Annotated in this window: 15 protein-coding genes; 7 read left to right on the forward strand and 8 right to left on the reverse strand. The window is 67.2% G+C overall.

Annotation, left to right across the window (positions count from 1 at the left end; genetic code table 11):
- Window positions 1-7: 7 nt before the first annotated feature.
- Complete coding sequence (locus tag CPH63_RS07765) at window positions 8-1,711, forward strand: class I adenylate-forming enzyme family protein (RefSeq protein ID WP_096302376.1); 1,704 nt, start codon at window positions 8-10, stop codon at window positions 1,709-1,711.
- A gap of 10 nt (window positions 1,712-1,721) precedes the next feature.
- Here CPH63_RS07765 and CPH63_RS07770 read toward each other — a convergent pair whose 3' ends face one another.
- Together CPH63_RS07770 and CPH63_RS07775 are read right to left on the reverse strand one after the other, a co-directional pair.
- The gene (locus CPH63_RS07770) at window positions 1,722-2,762 is read right to left on the reverse strand and encodes a phosphotransferase family protein (protein ID WP_157749371.1); all 1,041 of its coding nucleotides are present in this window, start codon (window positions 2,760-2,762) and stop codon (window positions 1,722-1,724) included.
- Window positions 2,759-3,622, reverse strand: coding sequence for a MaoC/PaaZ C-terminal domain-containing protein (locus CPH63_RS07775; RefSeq protein ID WP_096302378.1), 864 nt, complete (start codon window positions 3,620-3,622; stop codon window positions 2,759-2,761). The genes CPH63_RS07770 and CPH63_RS07775 overlap by 4 nt, the downstream gene beginning before the upstream one ends.
- A 192-nt stretch (window positions 3,623-3,814) precedes the next feature.
- On the opposite strand from CPH63_RS07775, the gene CPH63_RS07780 reads away from it, so the two are divergent.
- Window positions 3,815-4,816: an LLM class F420-dependent oxidoreductase gene (locus CPH63_RS07780; protein WP_206745663.1), complete on the forward strand. Its 1,002-nt coding sequence runs from the start codon at window positions 3,815-3,817 to the stop codon at window positions 4,814-4,816.
- Here CPH63_RS07780 and CPH63_RS07785 read toward each other — a convergent pair.
- Entirely contained in the window at window positions 4,796-5,503 is a 708-nt protein-coding gene (locus CPH63_RS07785) for an enoyl-CoA hydratase-related protein (protein WP_096302380.1), read from the reverse strand. The genes CPH63_RS07780 and CPH63_RS07785 overlap by 21 nt on opposite strands.
- 108 nt (window positions 5,504-5,611) lie before the next feature.
- Here CPH63_RS07785 and CPH63_RS07790 point away from each other — a divergent pair, with 108 nt between their 5' ends.
- From CPH63_RS07790 to CPH63_RS07800, 3 genes are all read left to right on the forward strand, one after another.
- Window positions 5,612-7,189: a class I adenylate-forming enzyme family protein gene (locus CPH63_RS07790; protein ID WP_096302381.1), complete on the forward strand. Its 1,578-nt coding sequence runs from the start codon at window positions 5,612-5,614 to the stop codon at window positions 7,187-7,189.
- A 71-nt stretch (window positions 7,190-7,260) separates the two neighbouring features.
- Window positions 7,261-8,001 (forward strand): ABC transporter ATP-binding protein, encoded by a 741-nt coding sequence (locus CPH63_RS07795; RefSeq protein WP_096302382.1) that lies wholly within the window; start codon window positions 7,261-7,263, stop codon window positions 7,999-8,001.
- Between the two features lie 9 nt (window positions 8,002-8,010).
- On the forward strand, window positions 8,011-10,818 hold the full coding sequence (locus tag CPH63_RS07800; protein WP_096302383.1) for an ATP-binding cassette domain-containing protein: 2,808 nt from the start codon (window positions 8,011-8,013) through the stop codon (window positions 10,816-10,818).
- 52 nt (window positions 10,819-10,870) lie between these two features.
- Here CPH63_RS07800 and CPH63_RS07805 read toward each other — a convergent pair whose 3' ends face one another.
- The gene (locus CPH63_RS07805) at window positions 10,871-11,866 is read right to left on the reverse strand and encodes an MBL fold metallo-hydrolase (RefSeq protein WP_206745664.1); all 996 of its coding nucleotides are present in this window, start codon (window positions 11,864-11,866) and stop codon (window positions 10,871-10,873) included.
- Between the two features lie 182 nt (window positions 11,867-12,048).
- Between CPH63_RS07805 and CPH63_RS07810 the strand changes: the two genes are divergently transcribed.
- The gene (locus tag CPH63_RS07810) at window positions 12,049-13,191 is read left to right on the forward strand and encodes a thiolase family protein (RefSeq protein ID WP_096302385.1); all 1,143 of its coding nucleotides are present in this window, start codon (window positions 12,049-12,051) and stop codon (window positions 13,189-13,191) included.
- A 13-nt stretch (window positions 13,192-13,204) separates the two neighbouring features.
- Window positions 13,205-13,987 carry an SDR family NAD(P)-dependent oxidoreductase gene (locus CPH63_RS07815; RefSeq protein WP_096302386.1) on the forward strand — a complete coding sequence of 261 codons (783 nt, stop codon included), beginning with the start codon at window positions 13,205-13,207 and terminating at the stop codon, window positions 13,985-13,987.
- 104 nt (window positions 13,988-14,091) lie between these two features.
- Here the strand turns inward: CPH63_RS07815 and CPH63_RS07820 are convergent, their stop codons facing one another.
- The 4 genes from CPH63_RS07820 to CPH63_RS07835 all read right to left on the reverse strand — a co-directional run bounded on the left by CPH63_RS07820 (window position 14,092) and on the right by CPH63_RS07835 (window position 21,176).
- Window positions 14,092-15,114 (reverse strand): hypothetical protein, encoded by a 1,023-nt coding sequence (locus CPH63_RS07820; RefSeq protein ID WP_096302387.1) that lies wholly within the window; start codon window positions 15,112-15,114, stop codon window positions 14,092-14,094.
- A 1-nt stretch (window position 15,115) separates the two neighbouring features.
- Window positions 15,116-17,266, reverse strand: coding sequence for a hydantoinase/oxoprolinase family protein (locus CPH63_RS07825; RefSeq protein WP_172892180.1), 2,151 nt, complete (start codon window positions 17,264-17,266; stop codon window positions 15,116-15,118).
- Window positions 17,263-19,617: a hydantoinase B/oxoprolinase family protein gene (locus CPH63_RS07830; RefSeq protein WP_172892181.1), complete on the reverse strand. Its 2,355-nt coding sequence runs from the start codon at window positions 19,615-19,617 to the stop codon at window positions 17,263-17,265. Before CPH63_RS07830 ends, CPH63_RS07825 begins: the two co-directional genes overlap by 4 nt.
- Window positions 19,618-19,736: 119 nt before the next feature.
- Complete coding sequence (locus CPH63_RS07835; RefSeq protein ID WP_096305013.1) at window positions 19,737-21,176, reverse strand: aldehyde dehydrogenase; 1,440 nt, start codon at window positions 21,174-21,176, stop codon at window positions 19,737-19,739.
- Window positions 21,177-21,199: the final 23 nt, after the last annotated feature.

Here is a 21,199-nt window from a genome sequence, read left to right on the forward strand (position 1 = left end):
CCGGCCCATGTCCGACGTAACCCGACCCCTTACCGTCGCCGAGGCGGCCGCGGTGCTTACCTCGCCCGGAGCGCGCTACGAACTCGAAGACGTGGTCGTGGATGGCCGCTCGCTGCGGCGGTACAAGAACGCGCCCAGGCATATGCGGGACATCTTCGTCGCGACGGGGGTGTATGCCGACCGTGATGCCATCGTCTACCAGGACGAGCGCCTGACCTACGGTCAGCTCTACGTGTGCGTCGGCGAGCTCGCTTGGGCGATGCGGGAGCGGTTCGGGATCTCCCGTGGCGACCGGGTCGCGCTACTGATGCGCAACTTGCCCGAGTACATCGTGGCATTCTGGGCCGCCCAGGTGCTCGGCGCGATCGCCGTTCCGCTGAACGCCTGGTGGTCGGAGTCGGAGCTGCGCACCGGCCTGGACAACGCCGAACCGCAGCTGCTGATCGTCGACGGCGAGCGATTCGAGCGCCTCGGCGAGGCGCTCGAGGACCTGGGCGTGCCCCAGGTGATAGTGACGCGCCACGAGGGCGAGCTGCCGGCGGGCGTGCTCGACTGGGAGCAGGCCCTCGCCGCCGGCGCGGGTTACGACGGCCTGCCCCCCGCACCCGAGCTGTCCTCGGACGATCCGGCGACCATCATCTACACCTCCGGCACAACGGGACATCCGAAGGGCGCCGTCGCGACGTCGCGCAACCATCTCGCGTTGATCATGACAGCTGGCTACCAGTCCGAATTGGCGGCTCTGACTGCGTCGCGGCCGCCCGCAGCGCGGCCCACGGCACAGCCCACTCTGCTCAACACGTTGCCGATGTTCCACATCGGCGGGATCTCCTCGCTTTACTGTTCCGCGGCGGGCGGAGTGAAGCAGGTCTTGATGTACAAGTGGGACTCGGAGGACGCGCTGCGGCTGTTCGCCGACGAGGAGGTTACCAACATCTCGGCGGTCCCTACGGTGCTGCGCCGGCTGCTTGAAGCGGCCGCCGCCAGTGGCCAGCGGTTGGAGACGCTAAGTGGTGCCGGCGTCGGCGGCGGGCCTGGTGCGGGTGAACTCGCCGATGCCCTGGCCGCGGCAATCGGCCCCGATTCACTCATCAATCACGGGTACGGCCTGACCGAGACGACGTCGTCGGTGACTCAGCACATCGGCTCGTCTTACTTCGCCCGGCCGGCCAGCGCGGGCCCAGCGGTGCCGGGCGCCGAGGTCCGCATCGTCAACGAGAATCGGGAAGCCGGGCTCGGCGAGCCGGGTGAGATCTGGGTACGCGGCCCGCAGGTGATCTCTGAATACTGGCGCAACCCCGAGGCGACGGCCGAGTCCATGGTCCACGGCTGGTTCCGTACCGGCGACGTCGGCGCGCTCGACGCGGATCACTACCTCACCATCCTGGACCGGGAGAAGGATGTGGTCATCCGGGGCGGCGAAAACGTGTACTCCGTCGAGGTGGAGACCGTGATCGCCTCTCACCCGGACGTCGCCGACGTGGCCGTGGTTGGCCTGCCGGATCCCGATCTGGGCGAGATCGTCGCCGCCGTGGTCGTGCCACGGGACGGCCTGACCCTCAACGAAGCCGAATTGCGGGCCAAGGTCGCCAGCAGCGTGGCGACGTTCAAGGTCCCGACTGTGTGGTGGATCCGACCGGAACCGTTGCCCCGCAATGCGACGGCCAAGGTGCTCAAGCATGAGCTGCGCCGTACTTTCCCCAGGGTGTGACGGATTCCCGTCAGTTACCGGCGAGCAGGTCGCCCGCGATCCCGAGCCAGGTCCCGGCCGCGATCCCGAACTTGGTGATATCTGTGTCATCGTTCATCACGCCTGACTGGTAGCGCTTGGCCGCGCGCAACCCCGTGCCGGCCAACCGCCAGCAGGCGAAGGCATGGTAGTAGCCCACCTGGTCCAGATCGGTATCGGTGAGCGACACGTACCGGTCGAGGGCCGCTCCCAGCGAGATTGAGCCGGCCGACCCAGTCGGCATGCGGGCACCCAGGACGGCTTCGGCCGGGGGGTTCCAGAAGGCCGCCAACAGCCCCAGATCGGCCAGCGGGTCGCCGAGGGTGACGAGCTCCCAGTCGAGGAGTGCCCGCACCTCTCCGTCATCGCCGACGATTGCGTTGCCGAGCCGGTAGTCACCGTGCACGATCCGCGGTGCGGTGTCCTCGGGCTGTCGCCTGCGCAGAGTCTCTCCGAGCGAGTTCATCAGCTCGACCTGCTTCTCGGTTTCGGGGATACGCGCCTCGTTGGCCACCGATAGCCAGCGCCGCATTTGCCGACTCAGGTAGTTCGCGCGCGGCCCGAGGTCACCCAGTCCGACCTCGTCCGGGTCGACCCGGTGCAGTGTGGCGAGGGTGTCGACGATGTTCATCGTCGCCGAGTTCAGCGCATCGGGTGACAGCAGGGTTCGAGCCTTCTGCTCGTCGTCGATGACGTACCCCTCGACAAAATCGGTGATGTGGCACGGGAGGCCCAGCGGGCTGTCAGCCGTTCCGGTGTAGCGCACCCGCGGAACGGGTACCGGCGTAGCCGCCAGGGCCGCCATTGCGCGGGCTTCGCGACCGGTGTCGTGTGCGCCGCCAGAGTGGTTGCCGGACGGCGGGTGCCGCAGCACCCACACATGACCGGCGATGTCGGTGACGCGGTAGGTCAGCATGCTGTAGCCGCCGGCGATTCGTGAGAACGTGAACGGTCCGACGGCGTCGGGAAGGATGTCGGCCAGCCAGGCCGTGATCCCCGCGGGCACGGCCTCATCGAGAGTCAGGGAGGTCATCGCCCCGCCACTATGACTTCGGCATTCAGAACCGAGGCGTCGTCGCGTTGCGGCACACTGCTGATCAGCGTGATCTTGTTGCCCTCCCGCCATGCCTTCGTGCGGATCGTCTCGCCGGGCAGCACGATGCCGGTGAAGATGCCCTCATATACCCGGACACCGTCGGCGTTGCCGTCGAGGAGGTGTGTGACCGCCGCTTTCAGCACGATGCCGTACGTGGCCAGGCCGTGCAGAATGGGTCGCTCAAAGCCAACCCTCCTGGCGAACTCAGGATCGCTGTGCAGTGGATTTCGGTCCCCCAGCAGGCGGTACAGCAGTGCCTGCTGGGGGAGGGTCTCCGTGTCGAACACCGCATCGGGGGAACGTTCGGGGGCGGTGATACTCAGTGTGGTCCCGCGATCTCCGCCGAAGCCGCCTTCACCTCTGGCGAAGATCCGCATCGTCGAGGTCCACAGGTGGCCGCCGTCGCCGTCGGTGACATCGGTCGCCAGCTCGATCACGGCAGCTGAGCCCTTGTCCTGGATCGCCGCGATGTGCGTCGAGGCGACGCCCTCGGCCGAGGTCGGTAGTGGGGCGTTGATCTCGATGCGCTGGCTTCCGTGCAGGATCTTCGACAGGTTTATGTCGATCCCCGGCCAGTCCAGGCCCGGAGGCTGCGTCTCGCGCAGCGAAGGCGCGACGACGGCGAACGTCGGAAGGACCTGCAGGTGCGGTTCCGTCGCATAGCTCAGCTGTCGGGCATCCGTCGGCGGGTTGCCGTAGCCGATCGCCAGCTGGTACAGCAGGACGTCGTCGGGCCGCCAGTGCACATCGAGCTGGCGAGGAATCGAGGGCAGCGCCCGGGTGAGATCGATCGGCACGTGATACCTGCTTCGGGAGTCGAGCTGTGGAGGTGCGAACCGCAGCCGGCCCAGACCTCATACGTAGCAATGCTGTCGACGAGACCGTACCCGACTACTCGGTTGGTATCGTGTCAAGGCGGCCGGTGTCCGTCAAGTAGTCGTGATGAATCGGACGGACCGGGACAACCAGATGATGGGATGGAGGCATCGATGGCTCAACTGGTTCGGCGCCTGGGTATGACGCTGCCGTTCGGCGACGACCGACTCGACGTGCTGCCGGCGGTGCTGGCCAAGCTCGCAGCCGCTGGATACTCCGACGCCTGGACGAGCGAATTGGCCGCAACCGACGCCTTCGCGCCACTATTGGTCTCCGCCCTGTCGCAGCCCCAATTGCAGCTGGGCACCTCTATCGCCGGGGTCTTCTCGCGTAGCCCTGCATTGCTGGCCATGAACGCTCTCGCCGTTGCCGAACTGAGCCCGCATCCCGTCCACGTCGGCGTCGGGGCATCGAGTAAGACGATGGTAGAGGGCTGGCACGGCGCGCAGTTCGTCAAACCATTCGAGAGGGTCCGCGACACTGTGCGATTCCTGCGTTTGGCCTTCACCGGCGAACGGGTCAGCTACCGAGGCGATACGTTCTCGATCGACGGATTCCGCCTAGACCGTGCTCCCGAACGGCGCCCACGCGTGCTGGTGGCGGCGTTGCGCGAGCGAATGCTCAGGCTGGCCGGACAGGAGGCCGACGGCGTCATCCTCAACTGGCTCAGCCCAGCCGACGTCGCGCGGGTTGTGCCGTACGTGCTCGATCACAATCCGGGCGGCGACGTCGTGGCCCGGCTGTTCGTCGTCGCCGGCGATGACGTCGCGTTCGCCCGCGACGCGGCCCGGCGGCACGTCACGGCGTACCTGAACACCGGCGTATACGCGGCGTATCAGCAGTGGCTCGGCCGCGGACCGGCGCTGGAGGCGATGTGGCAGGCATGGCGGGCCGGTGACCGCGCGGCCGCGCTCGCCGCCGTTCCCGAATCGGTGGTCGACGAGTTGTTCATCACCGGCGACGCGGATGCGGTGTGGAGCCGTACCCGTGAGTACGTCGCGGCCGGCGTCACCGTGCCGGTGCTGTCGATCGGCGGTCCGCGGGACGTCGCCTGGGAGCTCGCGATCCAGCTCGGTCAGCGGTTCGCGGCCGAGTCAGCCGCGGTCCCGCAATGAGGCGATGAGGCCGGCGGCCAGCGCCTGTTCGCGCCGGTCGGCGGCGTCGCCGAACTGATCGCGGGTCAGGTCGAAGAGCGCCCGCACCTCGCCCGACGGGGCGGCGCTGGTGGCGGCGATAGCTGAGGCCAGCTCGATCGCCCGTGGCAGTAGTTGCTCGTGCGGCAGCAGTTCGTTGAGCAGCCCGATGCGCAGTGCCGTCGGCGCGTCGACGACGGTGCCGGCAAGCGAGATCTGCCGGGCCCAGGCCTGGCCGACCGCCTCCGGAAGCCGAGTACTCATGCCCCAAGCCGGTGTGAAACCGAGCCGGGCGTGGGTGTCGGCGAAGCTCGCACGCTCGCTGCCAATCCGGAAGTCGCAGGCCAAGCAGAGTTCGAGGCCGCCGGTGATCGCAGCCCCGTTCACCGCCCCGATCAGCGGTACCGGAGTGTGCCGGAAGGTGTGAATCGCCTCGGCGGGGAAGTCGTCGCCCGCTGCGATGCCGGCCAAGTCGACACCCGCGCAGAACGCCGGGTCGGCACCGGTCAGGACGATGGCCCGTGTCTCGCCGGCGGCGGCTGCGTCCTTGATCGCATCGCTGAGATCCAGCAGGAGGGCCCGCGAGATCGCGTTCTTCTTCGCGGGCCGGTTCAGCGTCAGTACGACTACGCCGGGCGCAGGGCGCTCCGACAGGACCAGATCGCTCATCGCCGGGTGCTCCTTGGTTGACGGATTCGCAGACCGGAGCGAGTATAACCAACCGACCAGTTAGTAATTGGAGCGGCGCTGACTCAGGCCTGACGATGAAGGACCATCATGGACGAGAGCTCGTTGTTGACCGAATCGGTCGGGCAGATCCTGCTCCGGCAGGCGAAAACCCGTGGTGACGCCACTGCGCTGGCCTGGATGGACCGTGGCCCGGGCGGCGGTGACGGTGACGGCGGCGGTGACGGCATCCTGCGGCGCATGACCTATGGCCGACTGGCGGCCGCGGTGAACGCCGTCGCGCATCAGCTCGACCATCTGCCTCGCGGGGAGCGGGTGGTGGTCTGGGGCGCGAATTCGGTCGAGTGGGTCCTGGTCGAGTACGCCTGCGCCGCGCGCGGGCTTGTGCTGGTGGCGTACAACACCGCCTGGACCGACGCGGAGGCCAGCTCGGCAACCGAGCTGGTCGAACCAGCCCTCGTCTTCGCAGGCTCCGGGGGGCGCGCAGCGCCATTGCTGGAGCGGGCCGAGAGGCTGCCGGGAGCTCCACCGGTCCGCGCTCTGGCCGACTTGAGTCCACTGGTCGACGGCTCGGTCGCAGCGGCCTCGGACGCGTTTCTCGATGTGGCGCCGGGTGAGCCCTTCCTGATCCAGTTCACCTCGGGGACGACTGGCCGGGCCAAGGGCGCCGTCCTGACCCATCGGGCGGCCGTCAACAGTGCTTTCCTGCGGCTGCGGCCGACGACGTCGAGCGCGGATGTGACGCTGAACAGCGTGCCGTTCCACCACGTTGGCGGATCGGTGTTCGTGCTGCTCGGCGCGTTGACGACCGGCAGCGCCCTCGTGGTTACCGACTCGTTCAACGCCGAGGAGTCGGTGCGTCTGCTCACCGCTGCTCAGGTCACGCAGCTCGGTGGGGTGCCGACCATGGTCGAGCGCGTCCTGGACCGCCCGGACGCGGCGGCGGCCGTCAGCGGGCTGCGGATGGTTGCGCTGGGCGGCACCGACATCAGCCCGGCCCTCGTCCGCCGCATACGCGACGAGGTCGGGGCGGTGGTCATGGTTACCTACGGCCAGTCCGAGTGCCCGTTGATCTCGAACACCGCGGCCACCGACGCGCCCGAGCGGGTGGCTACGACCGCCGGACAGTCCGCCGAAGAGACCGAGATCTGCATCGTCGATGCCCGCACCGGAGAGGAGGTGCCGGTCGGCGAAACCGGGGAGATTCTAGTGCGCTCGCCCATGGTCATGGAGGGCTACTTCCGCATGCCTGAGCAGACTGCGCAGACGCTGCGCGCCGATGGTCTGTTGCGTACGGGCGATCTCGGATCGTTCGACGCCGACGGCTATCTGACCATCCGGGGCCGGCTGCGGGAGGTGATCATCCGCGGCGGCGAGAACATCTACCCGGCCGAGGTTGAGGCCGCGCTCGGGGAGCACCCCGATGTCCTCGCCTGTGCGGTGGTCGGGCTCGACGATCCGCACTTGGGCGAGCAGGTGGCCGCGAGCGTCGTCACCGTCGGCGACCGGGATCCCGCTGAGCTCGAAGCGTTCCTGGCCGATCGAGTGGCGCACTTCAAGATCCCCAGAACCTGGCGATTCGTGGCCGAACTGCCGGTGACGGCGTCTGGGAAAGTCCGTCGGACCGCCGTCCGAGATTCGATGCAATCGAGCATTAAACCCGTGTGACGCTTGACATAGTCGACCTGAATGTGAGTGGCTGTACCCAACCAACTGGTCAGGTAAAGGATGAACGACCTATGACTGCGCTATCTGACGTCAGCCGCACCGGCGGCCTCGGCGAACATCGTGCCGACGAGGTGCTCGCTGCACGTGACCTATGCATCGGCTACGGCGATCTCACGGTCGCCCGCGACCTCAATCTGCAGGTGAATCGGGGCGAGCTGGTAGCACTGATGGGGGCCAACGGGGCCGGAAAGACAACGCTCGTCCAGACGCTGGTCGGCTTGTTGAAGCCCGTCTCGGGCCACGTCGCCATGTACGGCGAGCAGACCAGCCAACCGCTGCACAAGCGCAGTCGCCAAGGCCTGTCGTTCGTCGCTGACGACCGCTCGATCATCCCGGGGCTCACGGCCCGCGACAACCTGCGCATCGCGGCGGTGTCAGATACCCAGGCCGCGGCGGACTTCCCCGTCCTGGCGCCGTTGCTCAAGCGCCGAGCAGGCCTGCTCTCCGGCGGTGAACAGCAACTGTTGACCGTCTACCGGGCTCTGTCGCGCGGCGCCCAGATCGTCGTGATCGACGAGCTGTCCCAGGGTTTGGCCCCTCAAGTCGTCGACCGGATCTGCGGGATGCTGCGCCAGGCCACCGAAAACGGCACGGCGGTAGTTGTCGTCGAGCAGACCCTGCGTCGCGCGCTCGCGATCTCCGATCGCTTCGCCGTACTGCACGGTGGGTCGATCGCTCTGACCGGTCAGTCGGCCGAGTACCGCAACCACCAATCCGACATCGAGCACCTGTACCTGCGAACGGCCCAGTGAAAGGCTGACATGAACTTCTTCCTTTATCTGATCCTCGGGCTCGGTGCCGGTGCGGTCTACGGGCTGCTGGCACAGGGGATCATCGTCATCTACCGCACGTCCCGGGTGCTCAACTTTGCCCAGGGCGCGATCGCGATGGCCAGTGCGTACACCTTCGTGAACCTCTCCATCACCCACGGCTGGCCGTCATGGGTGGCCCTGATCGTCACGACGTTGCTTGCGGCCGTGCTCGGTGTGTTGGTCCAGCTGCTGGTGATGGGCCCGATGCATCAGGCCTCGCCGCTGGCTCGGGTCTCGGCCACGCTCGGTCTGCTGATCACGCTGGAGTCGGCGATCTCGCTGCACTACGGGACGGAGGGCACGATCGTTCGGAGCTTCCTGCCCAATGGGGCGGTCCACCTCTGGCATGATGCCAGTGTCGGCGCGGACCGGCTCATTCTGGTCGGCATCGGCGCCGTCGTGACCGCGATCCTCTGGCTGGTCTACCACCTCACCCAGTTGGGCCGTTTGACCACGGGTGTATCGCAGAACCCGGTCGCGGTAGCCAGCCTCGGTCACTCACCGGCGCGGTTGGCCATGGTGAACTGGGCGATCGGCTGCGGCCTCGCCGGATTCTGTGGTTGCCTGGTCGTACCGTTGACCGGCCTGCAGATCTCCACCCTGACGATGCTCGTCGTCCCTGCCCTGGCGGCAGCCATCGCCGGCAACTTCGTGTCGTTCCCCGGTACTTTTGCGGCGGGTCTGGCCATCGGTGCCGCCGAGTCGATTGTGCAGAACTACGTGCACACGCCGGGCTGGCCGGAGGCTGTGCCCTTCATCGCGATCGTCGTGCTCTGTGTCGTACGCGGAGGCAGCCTGCCGACCCGTGACACGATGTTGGAGCGGCTGCCCAAGGTCGGCAGCGCCCGATTCGGGCGCACCGGCATAGTGACCGTGTGCGTCCTTGCCTTCGTGTTCGTCAACGTCGGTCCGCAGTCCTGGATCGCTCCGGTGGAGACTACGGCGCTGATCGCGCTGATCGGACTCTCGATCGTGGTGGTGATGGGCTTTGCGGGTCAACTCAACCTCGCCCCGTACGCGCTCGCCGGGATCTCCTGCCTGCTGGCCGCTCACGTCGCCGAATCGTGGGGTTGGTCCCTGGTGCCATGCCTGCTCGTCGGCGCTGTGGCGGCGGTGCCGGTCGGACTGCTCGTCGCCATGCCCGCCCTACGCACCCGCGGCGCCAATCTCGCCGCGGCCACCCTGGGCCTCGGCGTGGTCGTTCAGGACCTGATCTTCAGCAACTCCGACTACACCGGTGGCTTCACCGGAATGACCACCGGAACGCCGAACTTGTTCGGATGGTCGCTGGACTCGGATCTGCACCCGGCCCGCTATGCCAGCCTGGTGATCGTCGTACTGCTGGTGGCGGGCATCGCCGTCGTCAACATCCGACGCAGCTCCTCAGGGCGCCGGCTTCTGGCCGTACGCGGGAACGAGCGAGCCGCCGCGTCGCTTGGCATAAGTGTGTGGGGTGCCAAGCTCTACGCGTTCTCGGTCTCGGCCTTTCTCGCCGGCGCCTACGGTGTGCTGAGCCAGTTCCAGACCGGCACCGTCACGTTCCTGACGTTCTCTCCGCTGGCGTCGCTGCTGCTGGTGGGCTCCGTTGTCCTCGGCGCGGTCGGCTATGCCAGCGGCGCCTTTGTCGCGGGGATCATCGCCACCGGCGGGATCCTCTCGAACTGGCTCGGTTTCACCCAAATCGACAAGTACCTGCCGCTGATCAGCGGGCTGGCACTCATGCTGACCCTCGTGCTGAACCCGAGCGGACTCGTGCCGGGGACAATCGACAGTGTCCGGATGCTGCTTCGCAAGCTGATCAAAACGGCACCCGCCGAGGTGGGCGAGGCCGCGCACACACCTGAGTCGGTGGAGGTGCCGGAACCGACCGACGCCACTGCTCCGGCGGTCGGCGCAGACGCTGTCGCGGGCCGCCGCACCAGTATCACCAGGCTCCGCCAGACCGATCGGGTAGAGCCCCTGCCGCTGGAGGTAACCGGCTTATCCGTGTCCTTCGGCCGGGTGCAGGCGGTTCGGGACGTGGCGCTGACTGTCCAGCCGGGCGAGGTGCTCGGTCTCATCGGCCCGAATGGCGCCGGCAAGACCACGGCAATCGATGCCATCACCGGGTTCGTGAACGCCAGTGGCTCGATCAAGCTCGGCGGGGTGGAACTGGCCGGCTACTCAGCTTATAAGCGAGCGGCCCGTGGCCTGTCGCGATCCTTCCAAGCGATCGAACTCTTCGACGACCTCAGCCTGGCCGAGAACCTCTCGGTCGGCGCCGAGGGCGCCGCGGGTATCAGCTACCTGCGCGACATCCTCGCGCCCCGCGGTAGCAAGCTATCGCCCACCACTGAGGCTGCGGTCGAGATGTTCGGCCTCGCGCCCTATCTCAACCAGCTGCCGGGCGACCTGCCCTTCGCCGTCCGGCGTCTGGCCGGCATCGCGCGCTGTGTCGCGAAGTCGCCGTCTGTGGTGCTGCTGGACGAGCCGGCCGCGGGGCTCGGCCAGCACGAGCTGGGCGAGCTGGATGACCTGATCCGGCGTCTGGCCAAGGACATGGGCATGGGCGTCGTTCTCGTGGAGCATCACCTCGAGCTGGTGATGTCGGTATGTGATCGCATTCAGGTGCTGACCCTCGGGTCGACGCTGGCCGTAGGCACGCCCGCGGAGGTCTCCGCGAACGCGGAGGTGCGGGTTGCCTACATGGGCGAAGCCACCGAGGCCACCGACGCGCTCGATGCCGATCTGGCAGAGGCACTCTCCGGAACAGAGTGACTGATACCGGCCTTCCCGGACTCCGCTGGCCAGCAGAGTCCGGGAAGGCCGCTTAAATCAGGACCGGCTCATCGTCGCGCACTGCGAACCAGCTGTCGATATCCGTCCCGGTATTGCGCAGGTATCCGCGGCGCTCCAGGTACAGCAGATGCGCATGCGCCTCGCCCATCGCGAACCGCCGCTGTACGCCGCGCATCTGCTCCCATGGCCGGCTCCAGTGCAGCAGTCCGGACACCTCGGCGGTGCTCAGTCCCGGGGTGTCGTGCAACGCCCGCAGCACCTCGGCTAGTCGTTCTTGGTGATGGGTGATGACGTCGTGAACCCGTTGCCGCAGGCCGCGGAACCGGTACTCGTGCGCAGGAAGTACCTCATCGGCTCGCAGTGTCAGCAGCTTCTCCAGCGAGGCCAGGTAGTCGCTGAGACCCTCGGTCGGCAGGAAGGGACTCGTGCTGATATTGGGGGTGATCCGGGGCAGCAAGTGGTCTCCGGTCAGGAGAACCTCGGTCCCGGAGTCGTAGAAGCAGGTGTGGCCGGGCGTGTGCCCCGGGGTCCAGACCGAGATCAGGCTGGTTCCAGGACCGAGCGGCCGGTCGCCGTCGGAGAGCAGGCGGTCGGGCGCGATTTTCATGTCCTCGAAAGTGTCGGCGTCGCCGACCAGCAATTCGAAATCGCCGGTGACGCCGCCGCGCCGACGAAACCACTCCGCCTCCTCGCGGCAGTACTCCTCGGGCGTGCCCACACGTGCCTGCATTTCGAGGTCGGCCGGGTGTAGGGCGACCCAGGCGTCGCTGTGTTGCCTGATGCGGCGCACCAGGCCGTAGTGGTCTCCGTGAGCGTGAGTCACCAGGATCGCCTTGACGTCCCCGATCGACCAGCCGACCGAGCCGAGTCCGCTGACGAGCCCCTCCCAGGATGCTTCGCTTGACCAGCCGGTGTCGACCAGGGCAATACCGCCCGCGTACTGCATGGCGTAGCTGAGGACGTAGCGCAGCGGGTTGTCGGGGAAGACGGTGGGGACCGACCAGAGGCCAGGGCGCACCAGCTCCACCGGCGGCAGTACTCGGTCGGCCCAGGCCTGTTTCTGCAGTGTCCCGGTGACTTCGATGGCAATTGCCCTTCTCGTTGACCTGCGGCTGGGTGGCTGCTACGTTCGGATCTTAGATCAACCAACCGGTTGGTTATAACCCACGGTCGTCTGCCCTGTCAAAGACGACGAACATGAGGTGAAATATGCGGGATGCGGTCATCGTCGGCGCGGTTCGGACGCCGATCGGCAGGCGGAACGGTGCGTATGCCAACGTACATCCGATCGACCTGTCGGCCTACGTGCTTCAGGGTCTGGTGAATAAGACTGGGATCGACCCGGCCGTCATCGACGACGTCATCTGGGGCTGCGTGCAGCAGGTGGGCGGTCAGTCGCTGAATCCGGCTCGGCTGGCGGCGCTGGCTGCCGGCTTCCCCGAGACCGTGCCCGGCACCTCCGTGGACCGGCAGTGCGGCTCGTCGCAGCAATCGGTGCACTTCGCCGCGGCAGCGGTTGTCTCCGGCCAGTGCGACGTCGTGGTCGCCGGTGGCGTCGAGAGCATGACGATGGTCCCCATGGGCGCGTCGATGGCCGACCCGGCCTATGGCGCGCCGTACGGTCCGCTGTTCAGCCAGCGCTACCCCGATGAGCCAAACCAGGGCGTCGGCGCCGAGATGGTAGCGGAAAAGTGGGGTTTTTCGCGCAGTCAGCTCGACGAATACGCTGTACAGTCCCACGAGCGCACGGCCGCTGCGATCGACGCCGGCGCCTTTACCGAGCAGTATGTCGAGATCCCCGGTACCGGCCTGACCGTCGACCAGGGATTGCGTCGCGGGACATCCCTTGACGTCCTCGCCGGTCTAAAACCCGCATTCAAATCTGACGGTGTCATCCACGCCGGCAATTCCTCGCAGATCTCCGACGGCTCCGGCGCGCTCCTGATCACAACCAGCGAGAAGGCGGCCGAACTCGGGCTGAAGCCACTGGTCCGCCTGCACACGTTCGCGGTCGCCGGCAGTGATCCGGTCATCATGCTCACCGGCCCGATTCCGGCGACGGCCAAGGCGCTGGCCCGTTCCGGCCTGTCGATCAACGAGATCGGTGCATTCGAGATCAACGAGGCCTTCGCACCGGTCCCGCTGGCGTGGCAGGTCGAGACCGGCGCCGACCCGAAGAACCTCAACCCGCTGGGCGGTGCCATCGCGGTCGGTCACCCCTTGGGTGGTTCAGGGGCAATCCTGATGACCCGACTGGTACACAACATGGTCGACAACGGCATCCAGTACGGCCTGCAGAGCATGTGCGAGGGTGGCGGCATGGCCAACGCAACCATCCTCGAACTGCTATGAACAGGACGACACCATGAATCTCGAGGGAACGAGCGCCGTCGTCACCGGCGGCGCGTCCGGGCTGGGCGAGGCCACGGTCCGCCGACTGGCCAAGGCGGGCGTGACAGTCGTCATCGCCGATCTGCAGTCCGAACGCGGAACGGCGCTGGCCGATGAGGTCGGCGGCATCTTCTGCCGCGTCGACGTCACCGACACCGACGACATCATCGCCGCTGTCGAGGCCGCCGCCGCCGCCGCGCCGCTTCGTTCCGCCGTGAATTGCGCTGGCATAGGTATCCCGGCCCGCACCATCGGCCGCGATGGCAGGTACGAGTCCGCGCACGACCTGGACAGCTACAGACGGGTCCTGGACATCGACCTGGTCGGCACGTTCGACATGATCCGCATCGCGGCAACCGCGATGAGCCGTCTCGAACCACTGGACTCCGGAGTACGCGGGGCAATCGTCAACACCGCCTCGGTAGCTGCCGAGGACGGCCAGATCGGCCAGGCCGCCTACTCCAGCGCCAAGGCCGGAATCGTTGGCATGACGCTGCCGATCGCGCGTGACCTCGGTGCTGTGGGAATCCGGATCAACACGATCCTGCCGGGCTATTTCCTTACTCCGGCTTACGGAACCGGGCCGAAGTCGGAGGAGATCATTGCCAAGTTCACCGAGGACATCGTCTTCCCCCGTCGCTTCGGGCGCACGGAGGAGTTCGCCTCGCTGGCCTACGAGCTGCTCACCAACGACTACCTCAACGGCGAATCGATCCGGCTCGACGCGGCGGCCCGAATGCCACCGAAGACGATCTGACGTCCGGCTCGGCCGGTCGCTAGTTCGGCCGCGAACGTCGAAGGCCGGCAACCACTAGGTTGCCGGCCTTCACCATTGGTGGCCACAGGCCAACCGTCAGCCGGTCACCGGCCGCTCTGCATCCCGATCGGTAGGCCGTCGACGAGCTGGTCGAGCACTTCGACGATGCCCAGGCCGTGCCGGCCGTCGTTGGTCTCGAAGTCGTACGCGGCGTAGCCGATCCGGGTGACCTGGGTGCTGCCGTCCTCGAGCTCCTTAAGGTGGCGCAGCGGGACGAATCGCTCCGGCTTGCGGGCGACAGCGGTGAGTGCCAGCTCGCCGCCGGGACCGTCGACGTCGCTGATCACCGAACGAATATAACCATCATCGGTCCAGTCGATGGTCAGGCCACGCAGGATCGCCTCGTACACCTGGTCGTCCTTCGTGATGGCGGCTCGCCGGGTCAGGCTGCCGTCACGGCGGCCCACCTCCAGCGTCATGATCTGCGTACCGTCGTCGAGGATCGCGGTGATCCAGCGGTGGAAGAGGGGCCCGGTCCAGTCGCGCGGTCCCCACGAGTGATCGCGGAGCCCACCGCCCTGCACCTCGAACACCTGATCTCCGATCAGGATCCGGCCGTCGAGCCGACCGAACTGCTCGTAATGACCGAGGGCGAGCGTCTCCTCCAGGAAGTTGCCGGGGTCGTCGCCGTTCGTCCCGAACGAGGCGCCGTCGGCGACGTTGGCCAGGTCGATCCGGACCTTCTGCACGGGTGCGTCGGCCAGTGCCTGACGCGGGCTGCTCAGCACCCGCGGGTCGGTGAACACCGACATGGTGCCGTCGAAGGTGAGCTGTTGCCGGCGGTGCGGCTCCAGCACCTCGATGCTGATCGAGCCGACGGCGAGCTGCTCCGACCCGAACGTCCGCGTGCGTTCGAAGGACAGCAGTGTGTCGCCTGACGGCAGGAACACCAGCCCAGTAGCCTGGCCGGACGGTTGGTTGGGTTGCACGGCGACGCGCAGCCAACCGACCACACCGGAGTCCAACGACGCGAAGTTGTAGTACGTACTCTCGTTGTACTGCGGATCGCTGTCCGGGACGTGCCGGCACTCATGCTCCGGCTTGATCGTTTCGATGAACATGGACATGTCAGGCCTCGATCACAATGCTGTTCCAGGCGTCGACGATCGCACTCTGGCCTTGCCGAAGCACCAGGGTCGTGTCCACGAACTCCACGATCGCCGGTCCGGTGACCCTCGCGCCGCTGGTGATGTTCTGTCCTGAGTACACCGGTGTGGCGATAGGCGTGCTCCCCAGCTCGTACCACAGCACGTCGCGGTGCGAGCTCGGCTGGAGGTCGTAGGCCTCGCCGGCGCCGGCGGCGGTGAGTTCGAACGAGGTGATCTGCGCCCGCGCGCTGACCCGCAGAGACGTGATGACAAATCCGGCAGCGGCGTAGCCGCTCCCCTCACCGAAGAGCCGCTCGTACTCCTGCTCGAAACTGGCCGTCAAGGAAGCAACCTCTGCCGGCCCGTACGTCCCCCCGGGCGCGGGCACCCGCAGCTCGTTGACCTGTAGCGAGTAGCGCATCTCGACGAAGCGGTCCAGAGTCACTCCCGCCTCGCGCATTGCCGGCGGGACGGCGGCCCAGACCTGTTCCTCGAGCTGCTTCCATGCCCCGTTGAGCAACTGGGCGTCGAACGGTGATGCGAAGCTGACCGGTGCATCCTGGACGAGCATCGCGTCGGCGGCACCGACACCGAACGCCGACCAGCCGGCCGCCAGGTCGCCCAGCGGCATGACCACGGTACGGATGCCAAGCTGGCGCGCCACCGCCGGGCAGTGCACCGCGCCGGCGCCCCCGTAGGCGTACATGACACACGAACGCGGGTCGTATCCCTGGTGCACGCTCGACAGACGGATCGCGTCGGCCATCTGGTCGTCGACGATGCGAGCCGCCGCGGCGGCGGTCTGGGCTGCGGTAAATCCGAGCGGCCGGCCGGCCCGCTCCAGCGCGTCGTGCGCAGCCTTGCCGCCCAGCGCCAAGTCTCCGCCGAGGAAGTATTCGGGGTTGAGGTAGCCGAGAACCAGGTCGGCGTCGGTCACTGTCGCTTCCGTGCCACCGCGCAGATACGCCGCCGGTCCCGGCACCGCACCGGCACTTCGTGGGCCCACCCGCAGGCTGCGGGTCTGCTCGTCGTAGGCCACGATGCTGCCACCACCGGCGCCGACCGAGCGGACGTCGAGAGTGGGCACGAAGTATTCGAATTGGCCGTATCGCGTCGTGGAGCGCGTCACTGGCAGGCCGCCGCGGATGATTCCGACGTCGAACGTCGTACCACCCATGTCTCCGGTGAGGACGTTGACTGACGCCAGGTCCGTCTCGCCGGCCGAGGCCCGGGCTAGCTTTCCGGCGCCGATCAGGCCGGCGACCGGCCCGGACCCGATGGTGAGCAGCGGCAGCGTGCGGGCGCGGGCGGCTTCGATGAGGCCCCCGGTGCAGCTCATGATCGACAGTGCGCCTCCATAGCCGAGGCCCGCGAGCTGCTCACCGAGTTGGCCGAGGTACGCACTGGTCACTGGTCCGATCATTGCGTTGATGAGCGTGGCGATTGCTCGCTGGTACTCGCCTTGCCGGGGCACGACCTCCGAGCTCACCGAGACGAACGCGTCCGGCGCCTCCTCGCGAACGATGTTGGCCAGCATCCGCTCGTGGATGTCGTTCGCCGTCGACCACAGCAGGGTGATGGCGAAAGCCTCCACGCCGTCGGCGGCCAGTCGCCGGACGGTGGCGCGGGCGGCCTGCTCGTCGAGGCCGACGATGATGCGGCCGTCCGTCGCGATGCGCTCGGTGATCTCCGCGACCAGCGACTTGGGAACCAGTGGCTCCGGTTTGGTCTGTCCGGCCAGATGCGCGATCTCGCGCGGGTCCAGGCCCGCAAGCCGGTTGCCGGCCTGCATGAAGAACACGGTGTCGCGATGCCCGGCGGTGGTCAACAGCGCGACTTTCGCGGTGCGCTTTTCGACCAGGGCGTTGGTGCCGACAGTGCAGCCGTGGACGATCGAGCCGGCCCGGGCGATCAAGTCGGCCGCGGTGAGGTCCAGGCGACGCGCGGCCGCGGCGATTGAGTCGATGAAGCCGCGGTGGAAATCCGGAGGCGTGGAGGACGCCTTGCCGATCGTGATGCGCCCCCGACTGTCGGTGACTACGCAGTCGGTGAAGGTCCCACCGATGTCGACGCCGATGACATATTCGCCACCCTGCTCTTTAACATTCCCAACGTTCTCGTTCGCGGTCACAGGAACCGTACCTCCCCAAGCACCGGCTCGCTCGCGCGCGCTATTTCGGTTGTCAGCAGTGTGTGGCATCCAGGACAGTAGTACCGCCGGAAGACCATATCCTCGTCCAGGAACACCCGCGGATCGCTGACGCCGGGCAGTACATCGACCCCGGTCTGGCAGATCTGCAGGCCGAACTTGTAGTTTGCGCGGTAATCACTGAGCACCGTGTCGCAGCGGGCGCAGGCGAGCACGCGGTGGGCGCCCTCGTCGCGCGCCACGACGTACTCCTGTACCGCCCGCGGATCCTCTCCCGTGGCGGCCGAAGACAGCGGCTCGGCCGGTACACCGAAGAACTCCGGCACCGCCGGCCAGCCCCGCCGCTCGTCGAGCAGGTGAATGCGCCGAGCCGCGGTCGCGGCCGCGTCCAACTCGCCATCGGCCGCCACTACTACGCCGTAGAGCAGGTGCGCGGCTTCGCTCGAGACATATCCACGCTGGACGTCGCTGACCACTCGCTCAGGTTCGCGATCGAGCGGGTCGCCGTAGCCGCCGCCGCCGGATACCACGAGTAGCAGCACATCGTCGGAGGCCAGCGCGGTGCCGTTGGACTTCGGACGAAGCCGCAGCGTCTCGGCAACCGACAGCTCGTCGACCGTACGCGGCGCCTGGCCGCCCGCGAGCAGTTCGGGCAGGTTCGTCGACTTCAACACCTTGTAGTGTGCGGTCGGTGACGGGTGGCCGCCGGAGACGCCCATCGCCTGGTTCGTCGTGACGCCCTGGCCGCCCGCGTTGGTGATGATCTCCACGTAGCCGGCGCGGTAGGTCATGAGGGCGACCTCCATTCCCACCCCGCCGCGCCAGCGCCCGGCGCCTCCGGTGTCCTCGGCCTCCTTGCGATAAAGGATCAGCAGCGGGTCGCGGGCTTCGGTGTCCTCTACGTTCGGCATCCGGATCAACGGGTCGTACGACGCGCCGGCTGTTTCGATCCCATCGGCATACGACCGTGACCCGCCACCGAAACCACATGCGGCCGTTACCGCGGTACCGAAGAAGTTGCCGCGGTCATCCAGCCCGGCCAATACGGTGAGCGGGCAATCCGGACCGGCGACGGCGATGTCGGCTTTGAGTTCCGGATCGGTCGCCAGCAGTCGCGCGAACATGTTTTGCAGGCGTTCGTAGCTGCTGCTGATGTTCAGCACGCCGCCGCTGACCGCGGCCGGGTAGTCGCAACAGCTCAACAGGCCGGGAATCGGGCGGAAATCGATCTGCCGCTGAGCCCCGCCGATGGAGAAGGTGTGCTCGTAGAGGATCGTCTGTGCAGTGACGCCGAGGACGATTCCGGCGAAGTTCATGTAGGTGAAGCCGTTTGGCCCATCGCTTTGGGCCTCGGTACCGATGTTGTCGATAGTCAGCCTGGAGCCGCGCTTGGTGATGTTGAACTGGACCCGGTGGGTGGTCCGGTCGCCGGGCAGCTTCTCGTCGAAGTACAGGACATCGCTCAGCGTGCAGTCAGGCAGACGCTCGAGCTTCTCGGCAAAGGCCGCCTGGGCGTTGTCCAGGATTCGGCGCATCGCCGACTTGACGACCGGTGCGCCGAACTCGGCGCAGGTCTCTTGAAGCCGCCGCGCGGCGAACCGGCAACCGGCCAGCTGGGCCCGCAGGTCGAGTGCCACCATGTCCGGCAGTCGGGAGTGCCGGCGGTACATCTGTTCCAGATCCGTGCGCATCACGCCGCGCTCGACAAGCTTGAACGGCGTGAACAGCACCGGGTCGCTGTGCACGTCCGGAGCATTCTGCGGCCAACCACCGGGGACGATACCGCCGAGGTCGTACTGTTGAGCCGCGTTGGACACCCAGGCGAACAGCTCGCCGTCGACGAAGACCGGCATCGTGATGCAGACGTCCATCTGGTGCGACGCCCCGATCCACGGGTCGTTGCCGACGAAGATGTCGCCCTCGTGGATTCCGGGCGACTCACTGAACCGCTCCATGATGTAGCGCGCAACCAGCGGCGAACCGGTGTTGAGGTACTGGATGAAGGGCGCGCTCATCACGATCTCGGCGTCTTCGGTGAGCACCGACATGTTGAAGTCAAGAGCCTGGAAGATCGGCGAGCCGGACATCCGCGACAGCGTGTCACCGTGCGCGATGTTGATCGTCCACAGCCGGTTGCGCAGCACCTCGAAGGTCACGGGGTCGAGATCGACGTCCGTGTTGGTGCTGAGCTTCAGCGCCGGCGATACGCGGCTGAGCCAGTCGTCGGCGGGGCGGTAGCTGTGCTGGATGCCGTCCCAGACGATGTCTTCATAGCCTGGGTAGGCTTCGTCGGTGCCCCCGTAAGCATTACCGCTGGAAATATCGACAGACACAGTGCCTCCAAGTGCGGCGTCTCGCAAAGAAGGGCGCCGTTTATGTCAACTGATTGGTTGGTATCGTCTCACATGTCGGGGCCATGTCAACAGTGTGAACCCGGCGGCGGGTGGCGCGGTTAGCTGTAGTACACGGACTGCAACTGCTGGAAGCCCGCCAGTCCCTCCGGGCCCAACTCTCGGCCGATGCCGCTCTGCTTGACGCCGCCGAACGGCGCGAACCAGTCGATGTTGTAGTAGTTTACGCCGACCGATCCGGTCCGGATCCGATTGGCTACGGCGCGGGCGCGTTCGGGGTCCGCACTCCATACGCTGCCGCCCAGGCCGTACTCCGAGTCGTTGGCGATCCGGATCGCGTCGTCGTCGCCGTCGTAGGCGATCACTGACAGCACCGGGCCGAAGATCTCTTCACGGGCGATCGTGGCGTCGTTCGACACGTCGGCGAACACGGTCGGCTCGACGTACCAGCCCTTGTCGAGTCCTGCGGGGCGCCCGCCGCCAACGATCAGCCGAGCCTCGGTTCTGCCCGCGGCGATGTAGCCTTCGACGCGTTCCCGCTGGCGCTGGCTCACCAGCGGGCCAAGCGCGGTTGCTGGATCGAACGGGTCGCCCACCGGCATCGCGGACGCCAGCGCAGCGAATGCGCCCACGACCTCGTCGTAGCGGTTGCGCGGTGCGAGGATCCGCGTGCCGAGGATGCAGGTCTGGCCGCTATTGACCAATGTGCACGCGAACAGCTTCTCCATCTCGGTGGACAGGTCGGCGTCATCAAGGACGATCACCGCGGACTTGCCGCCGAGTTCCAGGGTCACCGGGCGGAGCATTCGGCCGCACGTCTCGCCGATGGTGCGCCCGGCTCGGGTGGAGCCTGTGAAGGCCACCTTGTCGACGTCGGGGTGCTCGACGATGCGCCGGCCGGTGTCGGGTCCTCCGGTCACCAGGTTCACCACGCCCGGCGGTAGTCCTGCCTCCGCCGCGGCCTCGGCCATGAGGTAGGCGTCGAGGATCGTCTCCGGCGCCGGCTTCAGCACCACGGTATTGCCGGCCGCTAGCGCCGGTGCGAGCTTGAAGAACGTGAGGGTCTGCGGAAAGTTCCACGGGATGATGGCGCCGATGACGCCGATCGGGACGCGGCGCACCACTGTCTTGCCGCCGGTGTAGGAGACGCGTTCCTCTTCGACGGGGGCCGAGCGTGCGAGCCCAGCGTAGTAGCGCAGCAGTCCCGCCGGTGCGACGGCTTCCGACAGGGATGCGATCATCGTCGGCATCCCCATCTGCAGCGTGACGGCTCGCGCGGTCTGATCCTTGCGCTTGTCGATCGCGTCGGCGAAGCGCTCCAGTGCGTCGGCCCGGCGGGACGGCTCCCAGGTGGACCACCCGCTGGGGTCGTCGAACGCGCGGCGCGCCGCTGCGACCGCGGCATCCACATCGTCGGCTGATCCGTCTGCGGCGGTGGCGACGACCTCCTCGGTCGAGGCCGAGATGACCTGGAAACGACCAGTTCCCTTGGCCGGTGCCCATGCTCCATCGATGAACATGCTGTCTTCGTGCTGAGTCATCGCCATCTCCTCTGACCGGACCG

Source organism: Jatrophihabitans sp. GAS493, assembly GCF_900230215.1.
Lineage (GTDB): Bacteria > Actinomycetota > Actinomycetes > Mycobacteriales > Jatrophihabitantaceae > MT45.

Excerpts from the sequence above, each read along its gene's own strand:
- CPH63_RS07810 (WP_096302385.1), top strand. The coding sequence starts at position 12,049 with ATGCGGGATGCGGTCATCGTCGGCGCGGTTCGGACGCCGATCGGCAGG.
- CPH63_RS07765 (WP_096302376.1), top strand. The coding sequence starts at position 8 with ATGTCCGACGTAACCCGACCCCTTACCGTCGCCGAGGCGGCCGCGGTG.
- CPH63_RS07785 (WP_096302380.1), bottom strand. The coding sequence starts at position 5,503 with ATGAGCGATCTGGTCCTGTCGGAGCGCCCTGCGCCCGGCGTAGTCGTA.
- CPH63_RS07835 (WP_096305013.1), bottom strand. The coding sequence starts at position 21,176 with ATGACTCAGCACGAAGACAGCATGTTCATCGATGGAGCATGGGCACCG.
- CPH63_RS07780 (WP_206745663.1), top strand. The coding sequence starts at position 3,815 with ATGGCTCAACTGGTTCGGCGCCTGGGTATGACGCTGCCGTTCGGCGAC.
- CPH63_RS07815 (WP_096302386.1), top strand. The coding sequence starts at position 13,205 with ATGAATCTCGAGGGAACGAGCGCCGTCGTCACCGGCGGCGCGTCCGGG.
- CPH63_RS07795 (WP_096302382.1), top strand. The coding sequence starts at position 7,261 with ATGACTGCGCTATCTGACGTCAGCCGCACCGGCGGCCTCGGCGAACAT.
- CPH63_RS07790 (WP_096302381.1), top strand. The coding sequence starts at position 5,612 with ATGGACGAGAGCTCGTTGTTGACCGAATCGGTCGGGCAGATCCTGCTC.
- CPH63_RS07800 (WP_096302383.1), top strand. The coding sequence starts at position 8,011 with ATGAACTTCTTCCTTTATCTGATCCTCGGGCTCGGTGCCGGTGCGGTC.
- CPH63_RS07770 (WP_157749371.1), bottom strand. The coding sequence starts at position 2,762 with ATGACCTCCCTGACTCTCGATGAGGCCGTGCCCGCGGGGATCACGGCC.
- CPH63_RS07820 (WP_096302387.1), bottom strand. The coding sequence starts at position 15,114 with ATGTCCATGTTCATCGAAACGATCAAGCCGGAGCATGAGTGCCGGCAC.